The sequence below is a fragment of the Kitasatospora sp. NPDC032150 genome (assembly GCF_055579945.1).
The window spans coordinates 1-25,290 of sequence record NZ_JBVIMH010000010.1 but is presented as its reverse complement, the minus strand read 5'-3'; the positions used below and the strand labels follow the sequence as shown (position 1 = coordinate 25,290).

The 25,290-nt window shown below is 71.0% G+C and carries 19 protein-coding genes and 2 pseudogenes; 9 read left to right on the top strand and 12 right to left on the bottom strand.

What is annotated here, in order from left to right; genetic code table 11:
* Positions 1–11: 11 nt before the first annotated feature.
* From ACZ5ON_RS14135 to ACZ5ON_RS14125, 3 genes and pseudogenes are all read right to left on the bottom strand, one after another.
* Positions 12–767, bottom strand: coding sequence for a dienelactone hydrolase family protein (locus tag ACZ5ON_RS14135; protein WP_465590752.1), 756 nt, complete (start codon positions 765–767; stop codon positions 12–14).
* Positions 768–1,322: 555 nt separating this feature from the next.
* Complete coding sequence (locus ACZ5ON_RS14130; RefSeq protein WP_465591288.1) at positions 1,323–2,204, bottom strand: NAD-dependent protein deacetylase; 882 nt, start codon at positions 2,202–2,204, stop codon at positions 1,323–1,325.
* A gap of 315 nt (positions 2,205–2,519) precedes the next feature.
* Positions 2,520–2,663, bottom strand: a pseudogene (locus tag ACZ5ON_RS14125) (FtsX-like permease family protein); the annotation flags it as partial.
* Between the two features lie 200 nt (positions 2,664–2,863).
* Between ACZ5ON_RS14125 and ACZ5ON_RS14120 the strand changes: the two are divergent.
* Entirely contained in the window at positions 2,864–3,964 is a 1,101-nt protein-coding gene (locus ACZ5ON_RS14120; RefSeq protein WP_465590749.1) for a M20 family metallopeptidase, read from the top strand.
* A 276-nt stretch (positions 3,965–4,240) separates the two neighbouring features.
* Here the strand turns inward: ACZ5ON_RS14120 and ACZ5ON_RS14115 are convergent, their stop codons facing one another.
* The 6 genes and pseudogenes from ACZ5ON_RS14115 to ACZ5ON_RS14090 all read right to left on the bottom strand — a co-directional run bounded on the left by ACZ5ON_RS14115 (position 4,241) and on the right by ACZ5ON_RS14090 (position 11,486).
* On the bottom strand, positions 4,241–4,906 hold the full coding sequence (locus tag ACZ5ON_RS14115) for a PhzF family phenazine biosynthesis protein (protein WP_465590746.1): 666 nt from the start codon (positions 4,904–4,906) through the stop codon (positions 4,241–4,243).
* Between the two features lie 8 nt (positions 4,907–4,914).
* A pseudogene (locus ACZ5ON_RS14110) lies at positions 4,915–5,514 on the bottom strand (sigma factor-like helix-turn-helix DNA-binding protein); the annotation flags it as partial.
* A gap of 36 nt (positions 5,515–5,550) precedes the next feature.
* Positions 5,551–6,957 (bottom strand): outer membrane protein assembly factor BamB family protein, encoded by a 1,407-nt coding sequence (locus ACZ5ON_RS14105; protein WP_465590743.1) that lies wholly within the window; start codon positions 6,955–6,957, stop codon positions 5,551–5,553.
* A 294-nt stretch (positions 6,958–7,251) separates the two neighbouring features.
* Entirely contained in the window at positions 7,252–9,207 is a 1,956-nt protein-coding gene (locus ACZ5ON_RS14100; protein ID WP_465590740.1) for a S53 family peptidase, read from the bottom strand.
* An 846-nt stretch (positions 9,208–10,053) separates the two neighbouring features.
* Entirely contained in the window at positions 10,054–10,569 is a 516-nt protein-coding gene (locus tag ACZ5ON_RS14095) for a carboxymuconolactone decarboxylase family protein (protein ID WP_465590737.1), read from the bottom strand.
* Positions 10,570–10,784: 215 nt separating this feature from the next.
* Complete coding sequence (locus ACZ5ON_RS14090) at positions 10,785–11,486, bottom strand: peptidoglycan recognition protein family protein (protein WP_465590734.1); 702 nt, start codon at positions 11,484–11,486, stop codon at positions 10,785–10,787.
* 602 nt (positions 11,487–12,088) lie between these two features.
* Between ACZ5ON_RS14090 and ACZ5ON_RS14085 the strand changes: the two genes are divergently transcribed.
* The 3 genes from ACZ5ON_RS14085 to ACZ5ON_RS14075 all read left to right on the top strand — a co-directional run bounded on the left by ACZ5ON_RS14085 (position 12,089) and on the right by ACZ5ON_RS14075 (position 15,759).
* Positions 12,089–13,228, top strand: a complete 1,140-nt coding sequence (locus tag ACZ5ON_RS14085) for a GDSL-type esterase/lipase family protein (protein WP_465591286.1) — start codon at positions 12,089–12,091, stop codon at positions 13,226–13,228.
* A 332-nt stretch (positions 13,229–13,560) separates the two neighbouring features.
* Positions 13,561–14,877, top strand: a complete 1,317-nt coding sequence (locus tag ACZ5ON_RS14080; RefSeq protein WP_465590730.1) for an SCO2583/SCO2584 N-terminal domain-containing protein — start codon at positions 13,561–13,563, stop codon at positions 14,875–14,877.
* Between the two features lie 435 nt (positions 14,878–15,312).
* On the top strand, positions 15,313–15,759 hold the full coding sequence (locus ACZ5ON_RS14075) for a type II toxin-antitoxin system PemK/MazF family toxin (protein ID WP_465590727.1): 447 nt from the start codon (positions 15,313–15,315) through the stop codon (positions 15,757–15,759).
* A gap of 777 nt (positions 15,760–16,536) precedes the next feature.
* Here the strand turns inward: ACZ5ON_RS14075 and ACZ5ON_RS14070 are convergent.
* Both ACZ5ON_RS14070 and ACZ5ON_RS14065 read right to left on the bottom strand, forming a co-directional pair.
* Positions 16,537–17,475, bottom strand: coding sequence for a GDSL-type esterase/lipase family protein (locus ACZ5ON_RS14070; protein ID WP_465590724.1), 939 nt, complete (start codon positions 17,473–17,475; stop codon positions 16,537–16,539).
* Between the two features lie 157 nt (positions 17,476–17,632).
* Complete coding sequence (locus ACZ5ON_RS14065; RefSeq protein WP_465590720.1) at positions 17,633–18,427, bottom strand: MBL fold metallo-hydrolase; 795 nt, start codon at positions 18,425–18,427, stop codon at positions 17,633–17,635.
* A gap of 67 nt (positions 18,428–18,494) precedes the next feature.
* Between ACZ5ON_RS14065 and ACZ5ON_RS14060 the strand changes: the two genes are divergently transcribed.
* From ACZ5ON_RS14060 to ACZ5ON_RS14045, 4 genes are all read left to right on the top strand, one after another.
* Positions 18,495–18,752, top strand: a complete 258-nt coding sequence (locus ACZ5ON_RS14060) for a hypothetical protein (protein ID WP_465590717.1) — start codon at positions 18,495–18,497, stop codon at positions 18,750–18,752.
* Entirely contained in the window at positions 18,749–19,255 is a 507-nt protein-coding gene (locus ACZ5ON_RS14055) for an ADP-ribosylglycohydrolase family protein (protein ID WP_465590715.1), read from the top strand. The genes ACZ5ON_RS14060 and ACZ5ON_RS14055 overlap by 4 nt, the downstream gene beginning before the upstream one ends.
* A gap of 832 nt (positions 19,256–20,087) precedes the next feature.
* On the top strand, positions 20,088–20,657 hold the full coding sequence (locus ACZ5ON_RS14050; RefSeq protein WP_465590714.1) for a hypothetical protein: 570 nt from the start codon (positions 20,088–20,090) through the stop codon (positions 20,655–20,657).
* A 774-nt stretch (positions 20,658–21,431) separates the two neighbouring features.
* Entirely contained in the window at positions 21,432–22,943 is a 1,512-nt protein-coding gene (locus ACZ5ON_RS14045) for a hypothetical protein (protein ID WP_465590712.1), read from the top strand.
* Positions 22,944–23,181: 238 nt separating this feature from the next.
* On the opposite strand, the gene ACZ5ON_RS14040 is transcribed toward ACZ5ON_RS14045, so the two are convergent.
* The gene (locus ACZ5ON_RS14040) at positions 23,182–23,571 is read right to left on the bottom strand and encodes a RidA family protein (RefSeq protein WP_465590711.1); all 390 of its coding nucleotides are present in this window, start codon (positions 23,569–23,571) and stop codon (positions 23,182–23,184) included.
* Between the two features lie 72 nt (positions 23,572–23,643).
* Here ACZ5ON_RS14040 and ACZ5ON_RS14035 point away from each other — a divergent pair, with 72 nt between their 5' ends.
* A complete protein-coding gene (locus ACZ5ON_RS14035) occupies positions 23,644–24,552 on the top strand; it encodes a LysR family transcriptional regulator (protein ID WP_465590709.1) in 909 nt (302 codons plus the stop codon).
* Positions 24,553–25,290 lie beyond the last annotated feature (738 nt).

Here is a 25,290-nt window from a genome sequence, read left to right as displayed (position 1 = left end):
GGCGGTCCGGTTCAGAGCGTGCGGTCGAACAGGGCGAGCAGCTCGCGCCAGTGGCGCTGCTCCGCGTCAGGGTCGTGCGCGGTGGTGTCCGCCTGGGCGAAGCCGTGGTGAGCGCCCTCGTACACCTCGCTGCGGTAGCGGACACCGGCGGCCTCCAGGGCCTTCTCGAGGCGTGCGATCTGCTCGGGCGGCATGGAGGAGTCCTGGTCGGCGTGCCCGAAGTACAGCTCGGCGGTGATCCGGTCAGCCATCAGGTGCGGGCTGTCCGGGGCTTCGGTGGCCAGGCGGCCGCCGTGGAAGCCGGCCGCGGCCGCGACCCGCTCCGGATACGCGCCGGCGGTCCGCAACGCCAGCCGGGCGCCCATGCAGTAGCCGGTGATTCCCACCGGCCCCGGCGCGACCAGCGGGGAGGTGGCCAGCCAATCGAGGTAGGACCCGGCATCGGCCGTCACCAGGTCCGGGGTGAGCGAGTCGATCATCGGACCGATGCGTTCGAAGAGGTCGGGCCGCTGGGAGGTGTCGATGAAGTCCGGCAGGTCGACCACCGGTGCGCGGCCGTGCCGGTAGAGGACGTTCGGGACCAGGACGGTGTAGCCGGCGGCGGCGATGCGCTCCGCCATCTGCCTCAGCCATGGGCGCAGGCCGAAGGCGTCCATGTAGAGCAGGACTCCGGGATGCGGGGCGTTGTCGTCCGGGTGGACCAGGTAGGCGTCGGCCAGGCCGTCCTTGGTCGGTACGTCCAGGGAAGTCGTGCGTACTGGCGTCATGAGTGGGTGTTGCTCCTCTGTCTTCCGGCCGTGCTCGACCCCGGGGGTAGGACTTCGTGTGCTGAGCGATCCGGATCAGCATGTCATCTTTCTGACGTTGCGCCATATGGTTCAAGTGGATGCGGTCCCGCGATGAGGTCCGACGGAGCGTGACGGGGGCGACTGGAGCCTGGTCGCCGGGCCGACGCGGGGGAGTGACGGCTGGGCCGTGAAGGGCGAGTCGGAGGGCGTGGTCGCGGTGGCAGCGAGTGTCACGCGGAGCTGCCGGTGGAGGAGTTCGTCCCGCCCCGGGCGAGAACGCCGTCGAGAAGGCCGACGACCTCGTCCGGTCGGCGCCGGTTCGCCACAGGACTGTGGCCAGAAGCGTTTCGGAGTAGAGAGCCGGGGAGGAACGGGCCTCGTCCCGATCGCTGAGGGCGCTGCGCAGTGCCGGGGTCAGCCCCGCAGCGGCGGTGCCCAGATCCGTGGCCACCCGGGAGGCCTCCTCGACCTCGTGGGGCCGGCCCGCGAGCCGTGCGCCGGCACCCGCGCCCCCGGCCGCGTGAGTCCGGCCGGTCAGGGCCCGGGTGGCCCGTCCGCTGCCCCGACCTGCCGGGCCACCTCCGTCAGTGCGGGCCCCAGGGGCAGGCAGAGCTTGGCTGCGGCCAGGTCGTCCCCGCGGGTGGCGCCCTGGTTCACGATCGCCACCGGCATGCCCGCGCGGGCGGCGTGGCGGACGAAACGCAGGCCCGACATGACCGTCAGGGACGAGCCGAGGACCACCAGCGCCCGCCCGGCGTCGACCAGCGCGTAGCAGTGCTGGACCCGGTCCCTGGGCACGCTCTCGCCGAAGAAGACCACGTCGGGCTTGAGGACGCCGTTGCACGCCCTACACGGCGCGACCTGGAAGGCGTCCACCAGCTCCTGCGGCAGCTCCGCGTCGCCGTCCGGGCGGAACGCGACCTCCGCGTCCCGGAAGCCGCCGTTCAACTCCTCGAGGCGCCGGTCGAGTTCCTCGCGCGCACTGGTGCGCCGGCAGTCGAGGCAGACCACCCGGTCGAGCCCGCCGTGCAGTTCCACCGCCTCGCGCGTGCCGGCCGCGCGGTGCAGGCCGTCCACGTTCTGGGTGATCACCGCCGATACGTGGCCCGAGCGGCGAAGCCGTTCGACCACGCGGTGCCCGGCGTTGGGCTCGGCCCGGGCGATCGTGTGCCAGCCGGCGTGGCTGCGCGCCCAGTACCGGCGGCGGGCCGCCTCGCTTCCCGTGAATTCCTGGTACGTCATCGGCGGGCGCCGGCGCCGGCTGCCGGTGGCACCCCGGTAGTCGGGAATGCCCGACTCCGTGGACAGCCCCGCGCCGCTCAGCACCACCACGCCCCGCCCGGCCACCAGCCGTACGAGCGTCTCCAGGCCGGCCGCGTCGGTCGCCGGGCCGTCGAGCGTTGCAGGCACACCCATGCCTGCCAGCGTAGACCGACCCGCCCCGATCGGAGGTGCCCGGACCACAGGTCGGTCGTCCGGCCCGGCCCTCACCCGGTGCGCAGCGCCGTGACGGTCCGAGTGCGAGCCGCCCAGGCCGCCGGCGCGAGGGAGCCGAGGACGGCTATGACCAGACCGCCGAGGCCCAGCAGGACTAGCTCCGGAGCGGGGTAGGCGTCGAGGGCCAGCCGCGCTCGGGAAGTCGAGGCCGGCATTGCGGCCCATGGCGGGTACGGTCACGGCATGCAGGGCGAGGCCGAGCGGAAGTCCGATGCCGCCGCCGATCAGGCCGATGACCGCGACCGAGGCGAGGCCCATGCCGACCGTCTGCCGGGGTGTCATGCCGAGCGCCTTGGCCACACCGATGTCGCGCGCCCGTTCGCGGGTCTGCAGGACCACGGTGTTGAGCACGCCCAGACCGGCGACGGTGACCAGCATCGGGGTGAGGAGCGCGGTCAGCAGGTTCAGCGCGAGGGCCACGTCGCTCTTGCTCTCCGAGTGGTCGGCCCCGGCCGTGAGGCCGAGCGGCCTGGGGGCTCCGACCGGCGGAGACCTGCACCGGGGCAGGCCCGCCGGCGAGCGGGAGGTCGTGCACGATCTCCTCCGACGCGGTCCGGCGCGCCAGCTACCCTCGCAGCATGACGATGAACAGGACCGCCCAAGTGAGTGTCGACGCGATGATCGAGGATCTCAGGACACTCGTCGAAATAGAATCCCCGTCGCGCGATCTCGACGCCCTGGCGGCATCGGCCAAGACCGTCGCCGCCGTCATCGAGAGCCGCCTCGGGGGGCAGGCCGTCCTCGTCGAGACCGAAGCCGGGCCGCATGTCCACTGGTCAGCCGGTGGCGACCCCAAGGTACTGATCCTCGGCCACCATGACACGGTGTTCCCGCTCGGCACCCTCGCACGCCGCCCGTTCTCGGTCGAGGACGGGCATGCGACCGGCCCCGGCGTCTTCGACATGCTCGGAGGTCTGGTACAGGCCGTTCACGGCCTGGCGACGCTCGATGACCGGTCAGGCGTCGAGATCCTGATGACCGCCGACGAAGAGGTCGGCTCCCACTCCTCCCTGGCTCTCATCGAAGAACGAGCCCTTGCCTGCGGCGCGGTACTCGTGCTTGAGGGCGCCGCCGTCGGCGGCGCCCTCAAGACCGGCCGCAAGGGCACCGGCACCTTCCAGGTCTCCATCGCGGGCCGGGCCTCGCACGCCGGCCTCGAGCCCGCGGCCGGGGTCAACGCCCTGATCGAGGCAGCCCACCAGGTACTGGACATCGCCGCGCTCGGCCGACCCGAGATCGGCACGACGGTCACCCCGACCGTCGCCTCCGCAGGGACCCTGGACAACGTCGTTCCCGCAGAGGCGACCGTCATCGTCGACGTCCGGGTCGAGTCGGCCGACGAGAAGGCACGGATCGAAGCGGCGTTCGCGGCACTGGCTCCGCATCTCGACGAGGCGCGGATCACGGTTCAGGGATCCGTCGGCCGGCCCCCGATGCCCGAGTCGGCGTCGGCCGAACTCTTCGCGGTGGCACAGCAGTTGCTTCCCGGTGTCGAAGGCAGGACGGTCGGCGGCGGCAGCGACGGCAACTTCACGGCCGCACTGGGCGTGCCGACCCTCGACGGCCTCGGCGCGGTCGGGGGAGGTGCCCACGCCGACCACGAGTACCTGGTGGTCGAGGCCATGGCCGAGCGGGCGAACCTGGTCGCCGGACTGGTGAAGGCGATTCAGAACACATAGGACAACCAGGACGCGAAGAGCGTGCGTACCGCGGATCGGGGGGCACCGGCAGCGGATGGGCGGCGCGTCAAAGACGCGGTCGCCGTCCTGCACCGTCCAAGGCCCAGCCGTGCGTCCAAGGACGATCCCTGGTCCACGGCAGGCTGACAGGGCACCAGCCCATCAAGGTCCCACGACCTCAGGGACTCCAGGACCGGCTGACCAGCCGGACCGCATCGGGTCTGCTCTCCGTTCGGCCGGGGACGTTCCCGGGGGTCGGTCGTGGCGGGAGACGGCTCACCGTGCGGACGGCACCTCCTTGCGGACCCGCCCGCCGATCTCGATCAACCCGTCGGAGCCCGGCCTCGTCAGGATCTGCGATCCACCGCCCTGGGTGATCTCCAGGGCCCGGCCGAGCCGGTGGGTGAGCAGCAGCGCGGCCGCTCCGGTCGCTTCGTCCTCGTCGATGCCGTCTCCGCGTCCGGGGAAGGCCCGGGCCCTGATCCGGCCTGCGGCCTCGTCCTGCCAGGCCCAGGCGTAGATCCATTCCCCTGGCTCGGGAACCGTCAGGGCGTCGATCTCGTCGGGGGCGGAGTACCGGCGCAGAGTACGGGGCGGGGCCCAATCCGGCCGCGCGGTGATCCAGGTGAACTCGGGCTCGTGGCGGGCGGTGATCCTGCCGACGGGGAGGTCGAAGGCCTCCAGGCCGAGCAGCCAGGCCGTGCCGACCAAGGGGTGGCCGGCGAAGGGGAGCCGTGCTCCGGGGGTGTAGATGTCGACCGTCCCGTGCTCCGGGTTGTCGACGAACACGGTCTCGCTGAAGCCGAGTTGCCTGGCGAGCGCCTGCCTGGATGCCTGGTCGGGGACCGAGCGGCCGTCGCGGACCACCCCCAGGGCGTTGCCGTACCGACCGTCGGGGCCGGTGAAGACGCGGAGTACGAGTACGTCAATGTCAGCGTTCACCAAGGCATTCAAACACCTGTGGTCTTGCGGCAGCAGCTTGACGGCGGGCCCTCACGGCTCACGGCAGGTCGTACCGCGGCGATCTGGATCTCCCCGTCGAGGACGTCAAGCGCCAGGGTGCTGAGGACCCGGCCGTCCCGGTCGCGGAAGACCGCGCCCGGCTGGCCGTTGACCTCGTGCGGCTCCAACTCCACTCCCAGACGGCCGAACTGCGCGACGAGTGCCGAGAGCAGCTGAACCACGGGCTCGCGACCGACGACATGAGTGGCGAAGAGCGGAGCCTTGCCACCTCCGTCACCGACCAACTGGTTGTCGGCGGAAAGCAGTTCCCGCAGCCCGTCGACGTCGCCCTCCCAGAAGGCGTCGAAGAACCGCTGCGCGAGTTCCTCGCGTTCGCGCCGGTCGGCCTCGAACCGGGACCGGCCCGAGTCCATGTGACGCCGCGCCCGCACCGCGAGCTGGCGGCACGCCGCCTCCGACCTCCCCACCGCCGACGCGATCTCCGGGAAGCCGAACCCGAACACCTCCCGCAGCACGAAGACCGCACGCTCGAGCGGGCTGAGCCGCTCCAGCAGCAACAGCGCCGCCATCGACACCGAGTCGGCCACCAGCTCGGTGATGTCGAGTCAGTCGAACGTCAGCAGTCAGGATTCGACGAAGGCCGTCACCCCGGTCATCGTGCCGAGCAGGATGCGCGGCCCCGAGAGCACCGGCGCCGCGAAGTCCGGCACGGAGCCGACGGTGAGTTGTCGGCGGACCTGGCCGCCTGCCGGGTCGAGCGCATTCAGCTGCCCGTGCCCGTGGTCGACGACCCAGACCGCGCCGCCGCCGACCACCGGCGAACCGGCCCCGTGCAGCGGCACCCGCCAGCCGGCCTGGATCGAGCCGTCGCCGGCCACCGAGAACCGGGCCAGAGCGTCCGCGCACGGCAGGTAGACGGTATCGCCGTCGACCGCCGCCGCGCCGAAGCCCCGGCAGGCCTGCGCCTGCGCCACCTGGCCGCCGACCCCGCCCAGGTGGTCCGCGACCAGGGTGTAGGCGATGCCGCTCTTGCCGGCGATGAAGACATGCCGTCCGACCAGCGCCGGGGCGAGCGAGCCGAGATCGAGGTCCTGAGTGTTGTCCTGCGCCCAGTCCGCCGGGGCGAAGAAGTCGGCCCGACGCAGGTCGGCGGTGAGCGCGAGCACCGAGTCCGAACCGTCGTAGCTGCCCGGCGCACCCTCGGTGGCGGCGCCGTTGCCGACCGAGACGAAGGCCCGGTCACCGCCGATCACCGCCCCGCCCGGTGACCAGACGCCGCCGCCGCGCGAGGTGGGCACGGTGTACGCGAGCGTGGGCCCGTCGCCGGTGGCCGGTACCGACAGCACCGTGCCGACGTAGTCCGAGCAGTCGCCGTACAGCCCGCCGTACGCGATCAGCACCCGGCCCTGCCAGAGTGCGAGCGCGCCGCGCTGCTGGTGCGCAATGCGCTGCCCGCGCGGCGGCTCGACCTCTCGGCTGACCAGCGGCGCGCCGGTCGCGGCATCGAGCCCGACCAGCTGGTGCCGGCCGCCGGACAGCTCGGCGACGGCGAAGACGAGCCCGGTCGCCGGATCGTAGACCGGTGTCCCGGTGATGCCCAACGGCGCGATGTTCCCGCAGGGCAGCTCCGAACTCTGCGCCGGGGTGCCGACCTTGCGGCTCCACAGCACGGCGCCGGTGGCGGCGTCCAGCGCGTACACGGTGTTGTGTTCGGTCGCCGCGAGCACCCGGTCGCCGACGACGAGCGGTTGTCCGTACACCGCGCCGTCCAGTGCGGCCGTCCAGGCGTGCACCGGCTGGCCCAGCGCCGCAGCCTCGGGCGCCACACCGCTGCGCGCGGCGTCGTGCTGGTACGTCGGCCAGTCCCCGGCCCGGAGCGTGACGGGAGTCCTGGTGCCGGTCGGGAGCCGAGCGCTGCCGGGCACACCGGTGGCGAGCCGCGGCGCGGCCGGCCGGTGGGTCGTGCAGGCCGGGCCGGCGGCGAGCAGCAGCATGAGGGCGAGCGCCGAAATGGTCCGCGCGGTGGGCATGCCCGTCCCGCCTCCCGTCGTCCCGTTCTCCGTACTCCTGCTGAACGATCATCACCGGACGCGCGGGATCCGCCCAGGACGCCGCGCCGGGCGGCACGCGCACTGCGACGATGGCCCGCCCGGTGAACGCCCTCGGTCACAGCACGGGAACATTGCGCCTTTCGATGCGTGTACGGGTCGCCTCTTGCGCCGGCCTGCGCGGACCTCGTGGTGGCAGGCGTTGGTGTTGCGCCGGCGACAGCAGAGGCCCCCGGGCCGCGAGGGTCCGGGGGCCGGCGTTCCGGCAGGGGCTGGCTAGCGGCGGAACGGGAAGCCGTAGGAGGCGACGTAGCCCGGGGCGGGCGTGCCCACGCCGGTCACGTCGTCGTAACCGCGGACCGCGTGCAGAGAGCTGTCCTTGCCGAGGCTGCGTACGGAGGTCGTCAGGCCGCCGGAGGCGTCGACGCCGTTGGCGAAGTCGACTCGCGCCACCGCGAGGTCACGGCCCGCCCCCAGCGGTTGGTCCGTCACGTCGTGGTAGAGCGGCGAGTTGTAGCGGGCGTAGATCGACGGGTTGGCGAAGCCGATCGGGAAGTGGCGGGCCTGCTGCGCCAGTGCCTGGACGCCCGCGATCACCGGTGCGGCCAGCGAGGTGCCGCCGATGCGGTACTCGTCGTACTTGACCGAGCCGTCGGGCCAGGACTGGGTCTGACCGACCAGGAAGCCGGTGTTGGGGTCCGCGACGGCCGCGATGTCCGGTACGGTGCGCATCCGGGTGGGACCGTTGGCCTTCGCCAGTGCGTCGGGCACGATGCCGCGCTGGTAGAACGGCTGCTTCACGGTGGAGCTGGTGCCGCCGCCCGCACCGCCGTTGAACGCACCGGGGAGGTTCGCCCAGCTCTTGCCGTCCGCCGCAAGGAGTGCCTTCTGGGTGCCCCAACCGGTTTCGAACTGGTACTTGTCGCCCTTGCCGACGGCCAGCGAGGTGCCGCCGACCGCGGTCACCCAGGCCGAGTTGGCCGGGCTCTCGATCTGCTTCTTGCCGGAGCTGGCGACCTCGTCGCCGTCGTCGCCGGAGGAGAAGTAGAAGCCGATGCCCTCGATGGCGCCGAGCTTGAACGTCTGGTCGTAGGCGGCCGCGCCGTCCGGTGTCTCACTGCCCTCGAGGTCGGCCCAGGAGTTGGAGACGATGTCGGCGAGACGGTTGTCGACGACCTTGTTGAGGGCGTCGAGCAGGTCGGGGTCGTTGCACGAGGCGCCGCCGACGTACACGATGTTCGCGTCCGGTGCGAGGGCGTGCACGGCCTCGACGTCCAGGGACTCCTCGCCGTACCAGCCGGACGCGCCGCAGTCGTTCACGCTGGTGTAGGAGGCCGGAAGCACCTCGGTGTACTGGCCCTTGCGGTAGGCCCGGTCGCCGTTGCGCTTGGCGTACTCGGCCGCGTCGTTCGCCATGGTCGGCGAGGCGTACGCATCGGTGATCGCGACGGTCACGCCCTTGCCGGTGTAGTTGCCCGCGCCGTAGGCCGCCCGCAACTGCTTGCCGGTGTATCCGTGAATCGCGTACGGGAGCTTCGTGTCGTACGCGTCCGGCAGCGTGCCGGCGACGTTCGAGCCGTAGTAGGTCGAGTAAGGGCCCGAGTTGCGGAAGCCGGCGCCGGGGCCGGGCAGGGTGTCCCGTGGTGTCGCCCGGTGCGGCGCGTTGTCCAGGCCGGTCACCGTGAGAACCGCGTCGGCCAGCGCGCCGGGAGCGGAGGCGGCCTGCTGGGGCGCCCGGTAAGTCCGGCCCTCCTTCCGGTAGTCGTGCAGCGAGGTGGCGAAGGCCGTCCGCGCGGCGGCGGCGTCACCGGAGACGGATATGAAGTGCCGGTTGGTGCCGGTGACGGTCAGACCCGACGACCGCAGCCACTTGGTGACCGCCTCGATCTGTGCCTGGGTCGCGCCGAAGCGCTCCTGCGCCTGCTGCGGCGTCAGGTACTTGCCGTACGAGGAAGACTGCGGGTCGGACACGGCCGTGGCGTACGCGTCCAGGCCCTTCGGGTCCCGCCCGGCCAGGTAGACGCGGGCGTTGATCTGAGCGGAGTCCGGGGCGGCGCCCTGGTCGGCGGCACCGGTGGCCCAGGCGGGTTTGGTGCCTTCCAACGCGGCCCGCCCGCTCGGAACGGACTCGGCCTGAGCGGACGGCATGCCGATGACGAGTGCGCCGGCGAGCAGCGACAAGGTTGCCGCCACGCTCACTCCAACACGCCGCTGGGCATGGCTGATTGTCATGTAACCCCCTGCGATGGAATTGTTCGCGAGTACACAAGTGCGCCGTTTGTATCCGTGTGTACCCATCGGTGTCCCCACGTGCCCCCGGATGCACACGTTGTCCGTCCGGCTTGGCAGGGGCAGAGCATAGCGGCGGTGCGCGATGACCGATAGGGCGCAGTGGGCAACTCCGGAACCGTCTGCGTATCAGTGACGGCATGTCGCCAATGCCTCCGGTGCGCAGTGCGGTGGCCTGGTGACGGAGCCCGAATCGGAGGCCCGGTAGTGGAACGGTGAGGACGAGTACGTCCACGACACACGCCTCGGTGTGGTCGAGGGCGGACGCACCACCGTCAGATCGCGGGGCGGAGGAAGAGAAACGCCGCGGTCACGAGCGCAACCGGGGGCCGGAACTCGTGCACCGGGTCGGTGACCACCGTGCGCACCTTACCGTCGTGCCGCGCTGAGGAGTCCGCCCCGATGCCGGTCGCGCGTCGCCGGGCCGCCCGGCCGGCCTCCGCCGTGCGCCGGGCCGCGAGCTACCGCTGTTCGGTGCCTGTCACTCCTCGTCCAAGTCACCGGCAGCCGCGGGAAGTCCCCCGACGGACCCGCCCGCGACCGGGCCGGGGGACTCGGTCGCGAGCGGATGGCCGAGGGTGATCACCCTTCAATCCCGCTCAGGATTCGGTGAATTGACTGTCAGTCAGAAGGGGAGGAGTTTGCACGACAGCGAGCGGGGACGGCTTGACCGGGACGCGCGGGGCGCCGTTGGAAGCGCTGGCCGGCCCCGTACGGGTCAGCCGTCGGTCGTGGCCCCGCTGCGCTGCGGCACGGCCTCGCCGTAAGGCCCGGTGTCCCGCTCCGGTGTCAGGTCCACTGCTCGGAGGGCTTGACGCCGGGCAGCGGCTTGCCGATGAGGGCGAGGGGGATGAAGAAGTTGACCTGGCCGATGGCGATGGCGAGGGTTGCGAGGGCCTTGTCGTCGTAGTGCTCGGCGGCGCGGGCGTAGAGCTCGTCGGGGACCCTTTCGCCATGGGCGGCGGGCTGGAGTACGGCCTCGGCGAGAGCCAGGGCGGCGGTCTCGGCAGCGGTGAAGTAGGGGGCGTCCTGCCAGGAGGCGACCGCGGTGATGCGTTCCTCGGACTGTCCGGCGTTGCGCAGGCTGTTGGTGTGCATGACGGTCAGGTAGGTGTTGCCGACGATCTGGCCGGCGCGCAGCTGGACGAGGTCGATGGTGGTCCGGGGTACGGAGCCGTTGCCGACGGCCTTGAAGAGGGCGCCGGCCACGGCTCCCATCTCGGGGACGAGCCCCAGCGGGTTGGGCATCCTCGAACCGGTCGCGTTGCGGGCCGTGGTCGGGGTGCTGGTGTGCTGGGCATCCATGGTGGGTGTTCCTTCCGGGTCTCTTGCGTTGCTTTCACTGCTCTGACCCGGCGGGGTGGACGGATGTGACAGCCGGACGGAAGTATTTTCCGAGGCGCGGAGTCGGGCGGGATCCGGGTCTGGCGGGCGCCTGGAGTCGGCCACCGCGGTTCGGACGGATCCGAGGCCGCCGGGATCGCCCGCCGTACCTCGAGCGGCGGGGGCGGGCGCAGCGGTCACCCGCGAGCGGCAGGGCCGGGGGTGCTCAGGGAGCCCATCGTCAGGCCGGTACGAGGCGGGGTCCCGCCGCGGAGGAGATCGGCGGTGTGTTCGATGATCTGGGGTAGCAGGGCGTAGAGGGTGGCGCCCGGGCACTGGGTGAAGCAGGCGTCGCGGTGGCCGGAGATGGCGTTGAACGGATGGCGCGTGCCCGCGGAGAAGCGGCTCTCGCTGTTCGTGGACGTCAGTTCGACGCGGGTGCGCGGATCGACGCCGTACGCACCCAGCTGCCACGCGGCCAGATGGGCGATGGCCTCCAGCGCCGCCGGGGGCACGTGGACGCCGGCCGGGAAGGTGCCGATCGCCGCGACGCCGACCGTCTCATGGTTGAAGCCCTGCGTATGAGCTCCGGTTACCGCCTGGTCGACGCCGCTCGGACGTCCCTCGTAGATCACGCCGTAGCGGTCGACCAGGAAGTGGTAGCCGATGTCGTCCCAGCCCCGGCGCGTGCGGTGGTCCTGGTAGATCGACCGGACGATCTCGGGTACGTCCTCGGGATCGTACGAGTCACCGCTGGCGGTGTGATGGATGAACAATGCCCGGACCGTGTGGTTGTGCTGCGGCTCGGGCGGGCTCGGCGCCTGGCCGGGCTGCCACAGCGACCGCGGCACGATCGAGGGTGGCGGCGGCTTCCAGAAGTCCGGGACGGCGGCGGACACCGGACCCCGTGACAACACCAGCTGGATCGAGGCCGCCGCAGGGTCGGCGTGCGCCGGCGCGGGGGGCGTAGGGGCAGCCGGTCCCGGTCGACGCCGCGGACTCCTCGCGGCGGTCAAGGTGACCGCCGCGCCCGCCGCGGCTCCCTGCGCAACGCGACGTAATAACTGGCGGCGGTCGATCTCCATGCCGCGAGACTAAGAGGATCGGCGGCGAGCCGCATGTCGTCCCGCGGCGCCCCGGGGCGGGCTGGGGAGCGTTCCGGCGCAGGTCAGGCGATGGAGTGGTCCGGCAGGGCCGCAGGCAATGGCACATGGGCCGGGGTCGGTGGAGGCTGTCGATGATCTCGACGAGGCGGATCAACCGTCCGGCGGGTGCCCCCGGACCCCGGGAGTCGGCGCGCGGGTGAGACACCGGTGATCGTCCACCCGGATGCGGATTCCATTTCCTGCACGAACCGCTTCGCAGTGCGTACGGACCGGCTAGGCTGCTCCGGGGCGGTGGGTGAGAGTGCTCGAGCTCCCGCTTGCGTGCTCGGTGCAGGGTGCTGTCAGGCATTACGGCCTGTCAGGCCCGTGAGACGACAGGGGCGGTGACGGTGGCGATGCGGGCGGTTCCGCTGGTGGGCGGGCCGGTGGAGTTACGGGGCGCACTGGATCTGGAGATCACGCAGGCGGGGGTGATGCCGCGCCGGTTGCCCGCATGGACCAAGGAGCAGTATCAGGACCCGTCGGTGTACGGGGTGACCGTGATGCCCTCGGGGGTGCGGCTGGTGTTCCGCACCGATGCGCGCGAGCTGGAGTTCGAGGTTCTCACCTCCACAGGACAGCTCGACACCGACCCCGAACCCCGGCCGACCGGGATGCTGGAACTGCTGGTGGACGGTGTGCCGGCCGGGCGTCGACAAGCGCCGGTGGGCAACGTCCTGCGGATGTCGGCCCACGGGGCCGTGCAGCGACTGACCCCGGGCGAGCCGGGGACGGTACGGTTCGCCGGGCTGCCGGGCGGCATGAAGAACGTCGAGCTGTGGCTGCCCCAGCAGACCCCCACGGAACTGGTGGCACTGCGCGCCGACGGCGATGTGCTGGCACCGCTGCCGGACGGACGGCGCCGCTGGGTGCACCACGGCAGTTCCATCAGCCACTGCATCGATGCCGACGGCCCGACCGGCACCTGGCCGGTGGTGGCGGCCGCGCTCGGGGGAGTGGAGGTGATCAACCTCAGCCAGGCGGGCAACGCACTGCTGGATCCTTATGTCGCCCGGACGATCCGCGACATGCCCGCCGACCTGATCAGCCTCAAGGTCGGCATCAACATCGTGGGCATGGCCGCCTTCCGCAAGCGGACGTTCGGCCCGGCGGTCCACGGATTCCTGGACACGATCCGCGACGGTCACCCGGACACCCCGCTGCTGCTGGTGTCCCCGGTGGGCTGTCCGGCACTCGAGGAGACTCCCGGGCCGACCGTGCTCGGCCTGGACGGGAGGATCGCAGCCCTCGGCGACCCGGCCGACCTGGCCGGTGGGGCGCTGTCGCTGAAGGTGGTCCGTGCCGAGCTGGCCCGGATCGTGGCGGCGCGGCAGGCGCGCGACCCCCACCTGCACTACCTCGACGGACGCGAGCTGCTCGGACCGGACGAGGCGGACGACCTGGCCGACGGCCTTCACCCCACCGCCGCCGCGTACCGCCGGATGGGCAAGCGCTTCGCCGCCCACGCCTTCGCGGACGACGGACCCTTCAGCTGAGTGGCCGGGGTTCCGCATCCACACGAGACGCAGAGCTCGAGCATTCACACCCAGCCTCACGACCCAAGGTCGATTCCCTTACCTCACCGGGTACTTCGCAGACTGAGGCCGCTCACCAGACTGCGGCACCAGGGACTCCTGGTTGTTCGAGGCGGCTGTGGCCGGCCACCACTACAGCATCGAGGCCGTTGTCGACCGCAGCGAGGTCGGCGCGGTCAACACCATGTGTGTACCAGCACCACCTCCCGCCCGTCCAAGCAGCTGTGATTGGACGGTTGGAACACCTCCGCCGCAGGTCACCGGCCCTTCGCACGAATCGGCACCCCGGTGAAATGGTCGGTGACGGGCGTCTGCATACTGTCGCGGTGCCGATAGCTGAAGACCCCGAACCTCGCCCGACGTCTGATTCGCCGCGTGGCTCGGGAACAGACGACCCGTTCGCCCGACTCGTCCTCGACGAGGAGTTCGTCAAGGCCGCCACCATCAAGGAGCGGTCCGGGCGCTCCCGCGTGCTGGCCGCGCGCTGGAAGCGCCAGCCGCCCCCGGAGTCGCAGCCGTGGCGGCCGCCGACCTCGCTCCGGCGACACCGGTGGCGACGCCGGTTCGGCTGGAAGAGGAACACCACCTCGCCCCGGGGCGTCGAGCGACGTCGCGGCCGCGACTGGCAGACCCCGCTGTTCGTCGTGCTGGCGGGCGCGCTGGTGGTGGCCGGGCTGAACGTCGACCGGCTGCACGGCTGGTACGCGGGCCACGCCGCCGACGGCCCGACCCAGGCTCCGGAGACCGCGGCGCCGACCGCGGCCCCGCCGACCCTGCCTCCGGACACCCCGACGGTGGATCACCCGTGGGCCGGTTCACCGGCCGCGGTGTGGCCGTCCGGAGCCGACGCGATCGTGCTGCCCCAGGCACAGGCAGTCGGGGTCTTCGACCAGGACGAGGTCGCAGCGCAGTTGAAGACCGTCAAGGACTTCCTGGTCGCGGCGAACCTCGACCCCAGGACGGTCGCCGGCGGAACCCCGCAGGCCGCTCTGGACCTCTTGGGCGGGAAGAGCCGGGAGAAGGCGGAGGACGGGCTCGCCCACCCGGGCGGTACGAGCGACCCCAGTTACTGGGCCAGCCGCTTCAACCCGCGCACCGCGATCCCCGCGGGTGATGTGGTCAAGTTGCAGGGGCGGATGAGTTTCGAGGCGGACGGTGAGGAAGGGATGGTGGTCCACACGGACTACACCTTCGTCTACGCCGTGCTCCCCGGGCCCGACGCCGGAAAGCTGGCGCCGTCTCCCTCACAGGACCCCGCGCCCAGTGGCCTCGCAGCCGGTGCCACCCCGGGCGCAGAGCCGGCCGCCTGGACGGGAGCGGTCAGCGGCAGCACGGAGGTGACCCGCGAGATCGTACGCCGCGTGATCGACTTCCGCTTCTACGATCCCGCCAAGTACGACGTCGAAACGGGAAAACTCAACTTCAGCCACACGAACAGCTACTTCGGCAACAATCTCTGCGAAGTTCACGACGGCTGGCTCGAGCCGGATTTCCCCGTCGTCTCATCGGACAGCACCGAGCCGCGTGACGGAAGCACGACGGACCCGTACGACCGGAGTAAGCCGCTGCCGGACGGCACCGGCAAATGCGGTACGACCACCCGGACCTGACTCCCGGTGGTGGTGCTGCCAAGCCGGTAGCACCACCACCCGGCCGCGTTGTGCCCCACTCCGCTGAATCCCAGTCCCGAAGGGGCAAGCTCGTAGCCTGCCAGGACCTCGGGCGCCGGTTGACGGCGCCGAGGTGCACCAGGTGTGAGCACCGCTTCCCGGCGAGGCATCCCGGCCGCCGAACATGCGCGGCAGGTGGCGTCCTCCAGTCCGGTCCGGAACGCGGTACGTCGCGGCTCGGACCGCGAGCGATATCCGCAGTGAGTCCGCCGCCGTCCGTACCCTCGGCGCGGACAGTTACACCGACGAGGCCCCGGCCCGCCTCTTCGTCACGGGGGCCGACGACGGCACCTCGGGGAGATGGCTACCTGTGGCGCTGCGGGCGGTTGGCACTCGGGATCACCCAATGGGCGGTCCGGGCGCTAGTCTTCGCGCATGGCAGAGCTGATCAACGAGGACATACCCGGTCGTTTCGGTCCGGAGGCCACGGTCGAGGTGGAACCGTACGAGGTGGGTGCGGTTCGTACCGAGTATTCACCGCGGCACGACGGCGACCCGGACCCGGGCGAGATCGTGTGGACGTGGGTGCCGTACGAGGAGCGGGACGGCCGTGGCAAGGACCGGCCGGTGCTGGTGGTGGCGCGCGAGGAGGCCGGCAGTCTGCTGGCCGTGATGCTCTCGAGCAAGGGGCACGACGAGGACCGGGACTGGGTGCCGATCGGCTCCGGTCCGTGGGACAAGTCCGGCCGGGACTCCTGGGTGGCGCTGGACCGGGTGATGCGGGTGTGGGACGGCGGGATGCGCCGTGAGGCCTGCGCGCTGGACCGGGCCCGTTTCAGCCTGGTGGTGGACAGCCTGCGTCGCCGCTACCGCTGGAGCTGACCGCCCTCCTTCGCCCGGGTCACGCCGGACGGCCGTCCGGCGGGACCCGGGGCGGGGCGCCCGCGGGCGCCGTTGGCGTTCGGTCAGGTACGTGGTTCGGGCGCGGCGCCGCAGAGGAAGGCGGCGCCGTCCAGCAGCTCCCGGGTGATCCGGACACCGTCGACGGCTGGCCATCGTCCTTCTGACGCGCACTCGGATCACCAAGGAGCGGCTCCTCGCGATCGGCGTCCCGGTGCTCGGCCTGCGGATGTGGCTGCTCCAGGAGGCCGGCCACGGCCTGGTTTCCGTGTACGGATTCGCGCTCGACGCCCTGCTGACGAGGTGGCGGGTGCTGCTCGACGAGCTGGTCCACCTCTGTCGTTTCTCGCGTGCGAGACCGCGGAGCCCCCACCGTCGCGGGGGGCGTGCTGTCTGCTCGGATCGATGCTTGGTCCTGTTCGCGTGCCCTGGGCGGGCGTTGGTCGCCCAGGGCTTCACCAGTCGCTCGCTCCCGGCGCGCTGCTCCTGTCCAGGCCATCGGCCGCTGGTCACCTGACGGGCCACATGGCAACCGGGGAGCTCGGTGTGTACCGGAGAGCGGTGCACCGGCGGCCCTGCCTCACCAGGCGAAGGACCACCGGCGGAAGACGGTGGTCGAGCCCCGGGGACCGCACCGAATCCGAGCGGCTCCTGACGCGCGACCGTCCGGTGGTTGCGGTGGTCCGCACGGTTTGGTGCGAGGCGGGCGGCAGGGGCCGGGGTCGGCTGTCCGTTCCGACCTGGCGGCTGCCGGGTGGATCAGCAGCCGGAGATGTGGATGTGCTGGTAGAGCACCTGGTGCCCTTCGGGGGTGGGGTGCAGGCCGTCCGTGAGCATTTCGGGCCTGTGGCGCAGCGGTTCCCACATGTCGAGGTAGTCGATGTGGTTCTCGGCGCACCAGGTCTTCAGGAACTCGCGCAGGGCCAGCGCCCGGGCCTGGGTGAATCGCAGGCCCTCGTAGTCGCCGGTGCGTGATTCGTCGATCCACGTCGGTCCCGCGACGACGAGTCGCGCGTTGTGGCTCAGGGCGGTGTCAGCCAGTGAGGCGAGGCTGTCCGCGGTGTGCGCCGGCACGTTGTGGTGAGCCTGCGCAGTGGCGGTCGACATGGCGGAGTCGTTGATGCCGGCGGCGACAAGGATGGTGTCGGGTCGGCGGGGAGGCAGGAGGGCGGGGGTCTGCTCGGCCACATCGAGCAGGGTGCTTCCGGGGATGGCCAGGTTGAAGACCCGGTGGTCGGCCTCGTTCCCGGCGATGTGGGTGGCCGTCAGGCGGGCTGCCCACCCTCCGTGCGGATCGCAGCGTCCGTAGGCGATGCTGTCGCCCACGATCACTATGCGTGCTGCTGGGCGCAGTGGTTTGGCATCCAGGTAGGCCCAGGCGCCCTCCCCGGAGGAGAGGAGTACCCGTCGGCGGACGTAGTCGTCCACCTCGTAGGCGTCGGCTGCGGCGAGCTCCTGGTCGGTGAGGCGCAGGACGGCGCCATCGACCACGGCGCCGAGCCTGGACTTCAGCGCCAGGTGGACGTCAAGGCCGCTGGTGGCGATCACGGACTGGTCGGTGATCGGCAGGGGCCTGGTGGTGTAGCCGGCCAGCGATGCCGCGGAACTCGGCACGGCTCGGCCGAAGAGTGTGGTCTGGACTCGTTCGTCCATCAGTGTGCCGAAGGAAAACAGGGTGTGAGGGCGGGACTCGGTCACCGTGAGCGCCGTGGCCTTTCTTCCGGAATGATCAGTTCACCTTATCGGGCGAGCCGTCCGCGGGTGGCCGCCGTCGGGTCCTCGACGCGATCGACCGCGAGGAGCGGGCTGAGCTGACCGGAAGAGTCGGAGTACGTCGCCGGCTTCACACGGCGGTTCATCGAAACGGTGGACGCCGCTCGGGAGCGATTTCGAAGGTGGCACCGGGCGCGGCGTAGTCGGTGGGGCCGTTGAAGCGCGCCGAGGCGCGCGCCACCGCCTGCTGGGGCGTGAGGAACCGACCGACGTGCGTGACGATCAACCGGCCTGCCCGAGCAGCGCCGGCGGTCTCGCCAGCGTCCTCAGGGGTGTGATGCACCTGGTCGCCCTCGGTGGGCACCTCCGCGCTCTCGGCCTCACACAGCAGCACGTCGCATCCGTCGGCCAGACTCGTCAGGCTGGCGCACGGTGCCGTGTCCCCCGAGTAGACCAGCGACCGGCCCGCGACCTCGACGCGCAGCGCGAAGGCCGGGATGCCATGCGCCACAGCCCGGCTGGTCAGGCTCAGCGGACCAACGTTCACCTGGTGCCCATCGTGCAACTCGGTGACGGCGAAGGCGGATTCGATCGGGCTGCGGACCGACGTGTTGGTGAGGAAGTCCGCCAGTCGGTCGGCGATACCGGGCGGGCCGTAGAGGGGGATCGGCGCGGCGAGGCGGACATCTGCGTACAGAGCGCCGTAGTAAGCAGTGAGCAGGTCCGCGCTGTGATCGGCGTGCAGGTGCGAGATCCAGACCGCGTCCAGCTCATCCAGCCGGGCGTGACGTTGCAGCGGGCCCAGCGTTCCGCTGCCCGCGTCCACCCATACACGCGTGTTCCCACTGGAGACCAAGTAGCCGGAACACGGATTGTCCACGCTCGGAAACGGTGTCGCGCACCCCAGAACCGTGAGGCGAAGAAACTCGTCGACCATCTCGAGAGTCTAGAACACTTGATCCAAAGGTCTTGGAATTTCTCTCGACGGGCAGAGCCGGCTTCAGGTGGCACGCAGGACCCGGACTCGGTACGTCCCCGCACCGCGCGCCGCTCGGCCGGCCCGGGCGCAGGCCTTCGGCGCCGCAGGTCACGGCATCCCGAAGAACCACATCCCCGACGCCCGCGGCGCCATCGACGGCACCCCGGGCGCGGTCAACCCCGACGCGAAGGGATGCGGCTCGGTGATGCGCTCCGCACCGTTCGGCCTCACCGACGCCAGCGCCCAGTACGCGTTCGAACTCGCCGCCCCTGCGCGCAGATGACACACGGCCACCCGACCGGCTACTACGCCTCCGGGGCCTTCGCCGTCATGATCAGCCACCTGGTGACCGGCGCGTCCCTGGAGGACGCGGTCCGGCTCAGCATGGGTCTGCTGGCCCGCTACCCGGGACACGAGGAGACAACCTCCGCGCTGCGCAGGGCTGTTGAGCTTGCCGCAGCCGGCCCGGCGACCCCGGTGATGGTGGAGAGCCTCGGGGGCGGCTGGATCGCGGAGGAGGCGCTGGCCATCGCCGTGTACGCGGCGCTTGCCCGCACCACGTTCTGGAAGGATCACACCCCGGTCGAGTCCGCGCTGCTGCTGTCGGTCAACCATTCCGGTGACAGCGACTCCACCGGCGCGATCTGCGGCAATCTCCTCGGCGCCCGCCACGGCGACGGGCTGCTGCCGCAGCAGTGGCTGGAACAGATCGAGGGCCGGGCCCAGATCGCGATGCTCGCGGACGACTTCGCCGCCGCGGTCTGCCCGGGCGAGCGGCGACCGTAGAGCCACCGACGTCATCCGGGGCATCGGGGCGATCCCGGACACCGGCCGTCTCCCCGGTGGGCCGCGCGGAGGCCGTCGGACAGCCAGGGGCGTGGTGGGTAGTCACTCGGGCGTCAGGCTGGGGACGCCCTCGGGAAGGACGAGGCGGACCAGGCCGCCTGGTCGGGGCGGCCCGTGCCGGTCCCGCTCGACCTGGTGTGCCATCGGCCGCGCCGCTCTGTCTGGCAGCCAGAGCTGACCCGTCTCAGACGAGGACCGGGCCTGTCGTCCGGGGGCGCTCGTGGCGGCTGCGGTGCCTATCGGGGGCTGAGGTGGTCGCTGTGGTGGCCGCCTGCGGCTGGGTCATCGGTGTCGCCCGGGATGCCGCCTGCGGCTGCTGGGTCCAGATCGTCGGGGAAAAGGGGACCGCCGCCTGCGTGGCCGGCCGGCCTCTGGGCGTTCGTGTGGATCGCGTCCTGGGTCGTACGGGCCGGGCGGGCCGGTGTACGGGCCGGAGGGGCGGGACGTGTGGGCGCGGGCGTCGGCGGGCGGGGTGCTGTTCCTGTGCCGCCTGTTTCTCTGACGGCGGCTTATCTCATCGCACCGGCGGTTCCTGACGCTCCGGCCGCCGATGGTGTGAGCTGGTGTCAGGTTCAACCCGAAGGGCTAAGCGCATTTCAATTCTCCTGTCTTCCAGCCGATTTGACGTTTCTTGGAGAGAGCGACGCCTTGTCCTGGTACCTCATTCGGCTCCCTGGCGGTGGCTTTCGAGATGCCCGATCCGAGTGCCGTCGTTACGTTCAGATCACGGGTCGGCGGCCTAGCCGACCGCTCAGGAAACAGGAGAAGTTCCATGCAGATCACCCGTGCCACTGCTATCACCGCGGCCGTCGGCGCCGCCGCGGCTCTGGCCGCGACCGGCCTCACCTACGCCTCGGCCGCCTCGCAGCCGGCGAGCCAGGCTGCCCCGGCCGTTCAGCAGGTGGCCGTTCCCGAGCAGGTGCCCACCGGTAACGACGGGAAGGAGAACAACAACGGACGCAAGGGCAACGAGGGCCACGAGCACCGCGAGCACCGGCACCACAAGCGTCACCATGAGGGCCGGATCCAGATCAATGAGCGGACCTACTCCGCCCACACGGACGGCTGCATCACCGTGATCAGTGGCCTGGGCGCGAAGACCCTGAACATTCGCAACGACAGCCACAAGACTGTCGAGGTCTTCCGCGGGGCGGTGTGCGACAACGGCGCTCCGATCGCCACGGTCGGGCCTCACAGCCAGGCCGATGGTGTGAACGTGCACCGCGTCCACGGCGTCTTCGTCAAGGACGGTGTGCTGGCCAGCTTCCGGGTCATCCACCACCACCACCACGGTGGCGGCCACGGTGGCGAGGGTGGCGAAGGCGGGGGCGACCGGGACTGATCAGGCCTTCCCTGTAAGGTCTGAGCGATGATGGTCTTGACGATCGCGAAAAGGGCGGTCGAGGGGCCGTGGACGCCTCGACGGATCGGGAACGTGCTCGGTCAAGACCTTCTCCGTGACCGGCGATAGCGTGGTCCGGGATCGCGATACGGTGGCCTGACCGGCACCGGAACATCGCCGAGAACCGGACCACGCCGCGGTCGGCGCTCCTCCGCCTCACGGACGCCCCCGCCTGGCTCTCGCCGGGCGGGGCGTCCGTGGCTGCGTTCTCCGGGGCCGACTCCGGCTCCCTGGCATCGGATACTACCGGGCTCCCACGGCTCCGGGACACACGACACACCCGGCTCCGCCCTCCGAGCCACTCGCCGCTCACAGCGCAGGCCCCGGGGGAACCGGACCGGTCCGGGACACCGACCCCGACCGCGTCCGACGCGGGTACCGGAACATCTGCGCCCGCCCGGCCTGCCCAGCCGGTTTACCCGAACCCTCCGGGCCGGGGCCAGGGCGGCGACCGGGTCCGAAGAACGGGCACCGCGCCAACCGCTGCGCCGTCGGCAGAACCGCCGGATGGGGTCGTTGCAGGGTACGAAGACGGTGGCTCGCCCCCGGTGCAGGGTGAAAAGCTCGTCATGTTCAGCGCCCAGTTGACGTACGCCGAGAGCTCCCGGGGCGGCGAGATGGCCCGGGCCGCCCGGGTCTTCCTCGTGCTGGACGACGAGTGCTCTCAGTAGTCGACGCACCGGCGTTGTCGTTGCCCGCCTCTACAGTGGCCGCATGGTGGTTCTTGAGGCACAGTCAGAATTCTCCCCACAGCATCTGCTTCGGAAGTGGATCGGCGACCTGCCTTACCAGCTGCGGCTCCTGGAGAAGGTGCTCCTCCCCGCGGATTTCCGCTTCGACTACTCCCCGGCGTCGCTGGACGCTCTGGAGACGGTCCTGCTGGAGCACCACGACCGTGTCCAGGACACCGGGAAGCGGCGGGAGTTCACGGAGAGTGCGATGGCCTATCTCGGCGAAGTCCTGCTCGGCGTCGCCGGCGGTGCCTGGGCCTGGAACACCCGGCAGGTCGACGGTCTTCCGGGACAGCCTGTCGTCTGGCCGGACCTGGCGCTGGAACTGTCTCCAGTCGCACCGATGCTGCTGATCTCCCACGCTCTGCGAGCGCGTACGGGGACCGCGTTCGCCGAAGAGGTCGAGCGGCTCCGGCATGCCGTGACGGCGCGGCGACAGGACGTTCCGGGGTGGGAGCCGGTCAAGGAGCACACGCCGTACGTGGACCCCAGCGCGCCACTGGCGGAGGATCCGGCTCTGACGGAATGGCTGGAGGACCGGAGAGAGGCGCTCTCCGCCTGGGCCGAGGACGCGTTCGAGGGAGCGTGGCGGTGGAACTTCCACCCGGACACGCTGAACTGGCTGGAAGCAGTCCTGAGGCGGCGGTTCACCACCGTGGAGGAGTTCGACGCCGCGCGGGACGAGCCGTTCGTGCAGGGCGCCTGCTGGTACCTGGGCGAGGTGATCCGGCAGGTCAAGGGGGCGGTGTGGCAGTACATCCCGTTCGATCCCGAGGCCGAGCCCGGGGAGGTCGGATCACGGGAGAACGGGTGGACCGATGTCCCGTTCGTCGATCAGCCGGACAAGCGGGTCGGGGCTGCGGCTGTTCCACTGGTGTGCCTGCGCGACTTGCTCGTCGCGGAGGCGGGGCGGCCGGCGGACAGGCTCGTGGACGTGTTGCCGTGGTTCAGGGGCTCGTCGTACGCACACGTGGGGGCGCTGCTCCAGCGCATGGGCATGGTGTCCCAGGAGAAGGTCGACAGTGTCCTCGCCGATTACGCCGACCTCGCGCACAATGAACTGCCGCCCCATGAAGTGCCCAGCGCTCTCGAAGAATTCGGCGTGGCGATCTCGGCCCACGGGGATGATGTCGACGACTTGGAGGAGAGCTACGCGGGCATCCTGGAGCGGGCGGCGGCACTTACCGGCGGCGCGGTCACCATCACCGGCGCCCGGCTGGTACAGGACGAGGAGGGTGACGAGGTCCTGGAGTTCGTCCGCAACGGCGCGTTGGTGACGCAGTGGGTCGAGCATCAGTCGGACAGGTACCTCGACCACTTGGCGATCACGGAGTTCATCGGGCATGTCGACCCCGACCCCGGTGACGACACCCGCCGCTTCTACCTTGTCCGGTTCGTGCGTCTGAGGGACAGCACCTACGACAGCTACTTCGTTCTCGCCACGCCGGAGCAGAGTGCCCAGCTGGAGCGGGAACTCGGCCTGGAACTGCGATAGGAAGCCGAGTCGATCGCGCACCGCGACCAGTCCAGCTGCCGCTGGGCGCCGAGCCCGTCCAGGACGATGCGGCCAGCCGATCGGGAACCCCGACACGGTGGTCGCTCCGCCGTCCGCCCGCCCGGCCGCCGGGCAGCAGCGGCTCCAGCCGAGTCCACTCGTGGTGTGTCGGATCGCCCCGCCCGCCGTCGGGCACGTGTTGGGCACACAGCCCCGTTCCCCGGAACAGATCGGGCTGTTACGCGGTGGCCCGCCGTGCGCACACCTCTATCTCGATCTTCATTCGGGGGTCGGCGAGACCGCACATGAGCATCGTGGCGGCCGGCCGGACGTCGCCGAAGTAGCGGCGCAGGACCGGCCAGCAGGGCTCGAAGTCCTCGCGCTCGGGCAGCAAGTAGCGCACCCGCACCACGTCGGCGAAGGTGCACTCCGCCTCGGCCAGCGCGGCCTCGATGTTGCGCAGGCACTGCTCGGCCTGCTCCACCACGTCGTCGGAGATCGTCATGGTGGTGTAGTCGAACCCGGTCGTCCCGGACACATGCACCCAGTCGCCGTCCACCACGGCACGGGCATAGCCGATCTGCTCCTCGAAGGTCGAGCCGCTGAGGATCGCACGTCGCTCTGTCATGCGCCAAACGCTAAGTGGCCAGCACGGATACGTCTAATACAGCCACAAGCATGACCTGATATCTCTAGGCGTATGGAGCGCCCCGGAATCCCCCTTCCACAGCTGCACGCCTTCGTCGTGCTCGCCGAGGAACTCCACTTCGGCCACGCGGCCGTCCGTCTGGGCATCGCCCAGCCGCCGCTGAGCCAGCAGATCCGGCGCTTGGAAGACAACGTCGGCCACGTGCTGTTCAGCCGCGAACCAGGACGCGTCGCGCTCACCCCGGCCGGCCGCGAACTGCTGCCCGCCGCGCGGCGAGCCCTCACCGACCTTGCGGACGGCCTGGCCGCAGCCCGGGCCGTCGGCAGCGGCCAGGCCGGCCGGCTACGGATCGGGTTCGCCGCCTCCCTCGCCCTGACCGTCCTGCCCGGTCTGCTGCGCACCTTCCGGCAGCGGTTCCCCGGCGTGCACCTGGACATCCGCGAGATGACCACCGCGCCGCAGATCTCCGCCCTGCACGACAGGACCATCGACATCGGCCTGCTGCGCGAACCTCCCGTCGCCGAGACGGAGCTCGGCTTCAGGACGCTGCTCAGTGAACCCTTTGTGGCCGTACTGCCGACCACCCACCCTCTGGCTGGCCAACGGACCGTCCAGCTCGCGCAGTTGGCGGACTCACCCTTCGTGCTGCTGCCCCGTTCGGTCGGCCCGCAGCTGCACGACCAGATCACCGGCCTGTGCACCACAGCAGGCTTCACGCCACAGATAGCCCAGCACGCGGTGGAGTGGCAGACCGTGTGCGCGCTCGTGGAGACCGGCCTGGGCGTATCCCTGGCCCCGGCGAGCATCCGGCGCATCCGCCTCAAAGGCGTCGCCTTCCGCAGGATCGAGCCCGGCACCGCCCGCACGCGAGTCGCCGTCGCCTGGCGCAAGAACGACCAGAACCCCTTGGTGACGAACCTGCTGGCGACAGTCGGCCAAGATCCGACGGACGGGTCCTAGCTAGTTAGGTGGGTGGGCGTTCACCTCGACCACGGACTGTTCTGTGGCGATCACGATGCTGCCTGCGACAGCCGTGGCAGATGGGCGAGGAACCGGGTCGTTGCAACGCTGGAGACGACGGCGATGCGGATGGTGCTGCCGATCTCGCCGGCGGTGCTGTTGAGCGCGAACCCCGGGCCGCGCTGGCGCGCCGCTCCACCCGGTTCCGCTCGCGGCCTGCGACAGGCAGGTATTCGCGGTCCTCGGTGCACTTCGGCCTGTGGTCTGGGCCGCATTGCTTTCGGTGATCCGGGCGCGTTCCGTGGCCCGGGTCGCTCCTTTTCCTGTGGTCCGGGCCACATTCCGGCGGAGGCTTTCGGGGCCTTAAAGCCACCCCAAAAGGGGGAAATCGGGCAAATAGGTTTAAGTTGCCCGTGACGGTGGCCACATGCGGCCGACGGTCCACTACCCCGCATAGTGCCCCACCCCCACCGGGCCCGCGGCCATCTGCCCGCCACCACGGCCGCCCCCGGACCTCCCGGGCCACCACCGACCGGCCGGTACCGCATCAGTCCAGCTCAGAGCCGTGATCACGAACTGCGGAAGAGGGCCCGAAGGCCAGGTTTCAGCTCCACCGCGGCGGGTAAGAAGACGCGCCCCAGCAACCCCGACGGGCGACGCTCCTACGACACCGCGTCGTAGGCCGGCCGCTTCCGACCCCTTGGAGCCCGCCACCGGGCCCGCTAACAATGGCTTCAG

Excerpts from the sequence above, each read along its gene's own strand:
- ACZ5ON_RS14135 (WP_465590752.1), bottom strand. The coding sequence starts at position 767 with ATGACGCCAGTACGCACGACTTCCCTGGACGTACCGACCAAGGACGGC.
- ACZ5ON_RS14130 (WP_465591288.1), bottom strand. The coding sequence starts at position 2,204 with ATGGGTGTGCCTGCAACGCTCGACGGCCCGGCGACCGACGCGGCCGGC.
- ACZ5ON_RS14120 (WP_465590749.1), top strand. The coding sequence starts at position 2,864 with ATGACGATGAACAGGACCGCCCAAGTGAGTGTCGACGCGATGATCGAG.
- ACZ5ON_RS14105 (WP_465590743.1), bottom strand. The coding sequence starts at position 6,957 with ATGCCCACCGCGCGGACCATTTCGGCGCTCGCCCTCATGCTGCTGCTC.
- ACZ5ON_RS14100 (WP_465590740.1), bottom strand. The coding sequence starts at position 9,207 with ATGACAATCAGCCATGCCCAGCGGCGTGTTGGAGTGAGCGTGGCGGCA.
- ACZ5ON_RS14095 (WP_465590737.1), bottom strand. The coding sequence starts at position 10,569 with ATGGATGCCCAGCACACCAGCACCCCGACCACGGCCCGCAACGCGACC.
- ACZ5ON_RS14085 (WP_465591286.1), top strand. The coding sequence starts at position 12,089 with ATGCGGGCGGTTCCGCTGGTGGGCGGGCCGGTGGAGTTACGGGGCGCA.
- ACZ5ON_RS14080 (WP_465590730.1), top strand. The coding sequence starts at position 13,561 with ATGGTCGGTGACGGGCGTCTGCATACTGTCGCGGTGCCGATAGCTGAA.
- ACZ5ON_RS14075 (WP_465590727.1), top strand. The coding sequence starts at position 15,313 with ATGGCAGAGCTGATCAACGAGGACATACCCGGTCGTTTCGGTCCGGAG.
- ACZ5ON_RS14065 (WP_465590720.1), bottom strand. The coding sequence starts at position 18,427 with ATGGTCGACGAGTTTCTTCGCCTCACGGTTCTGGGGTGCGCGACACCG.
- ACZ5ON_RS14055 (WP_465590715.1), top strand. The coding sequence starts at position 18,749 with ATGACACACGGCCACCCGACCGGCTACTACGCCTCCGGGGCCTTCGCC.
- ACZ5ON_RS14050 (WP_465590714.1), top strand. The coding sequence starts at position 20,088 with ATGCAGATCACCCGTGCCACTGCTATCACCGCGGCCGTCGGCGCCGCC.
- ACZ5ON_RS14045 (WP_465590712.1), top strand. The coding sequence starts at position 21,432 with ATGGTGGTTCTTGAGGCACAGTCAGAATTCTCCCCACAGCATCTGCTT.
- ACZ5ON_RS14040 (WP_465590711.1), bottom strand. The coding sequence starts at position 23,571 with ATGACAGAGCGACGTGCGATCCTCAGCGGCTCGACCTTCGAGGAGCAG.
- ACZ5ON_RS14035 (WP_465590709.1), top strand. The coding sequence starts at position 23,644 with ATGGAGCGCCCCGGAATCCCCCTTCCACAGCTGCACGCCTTCGTCGTG.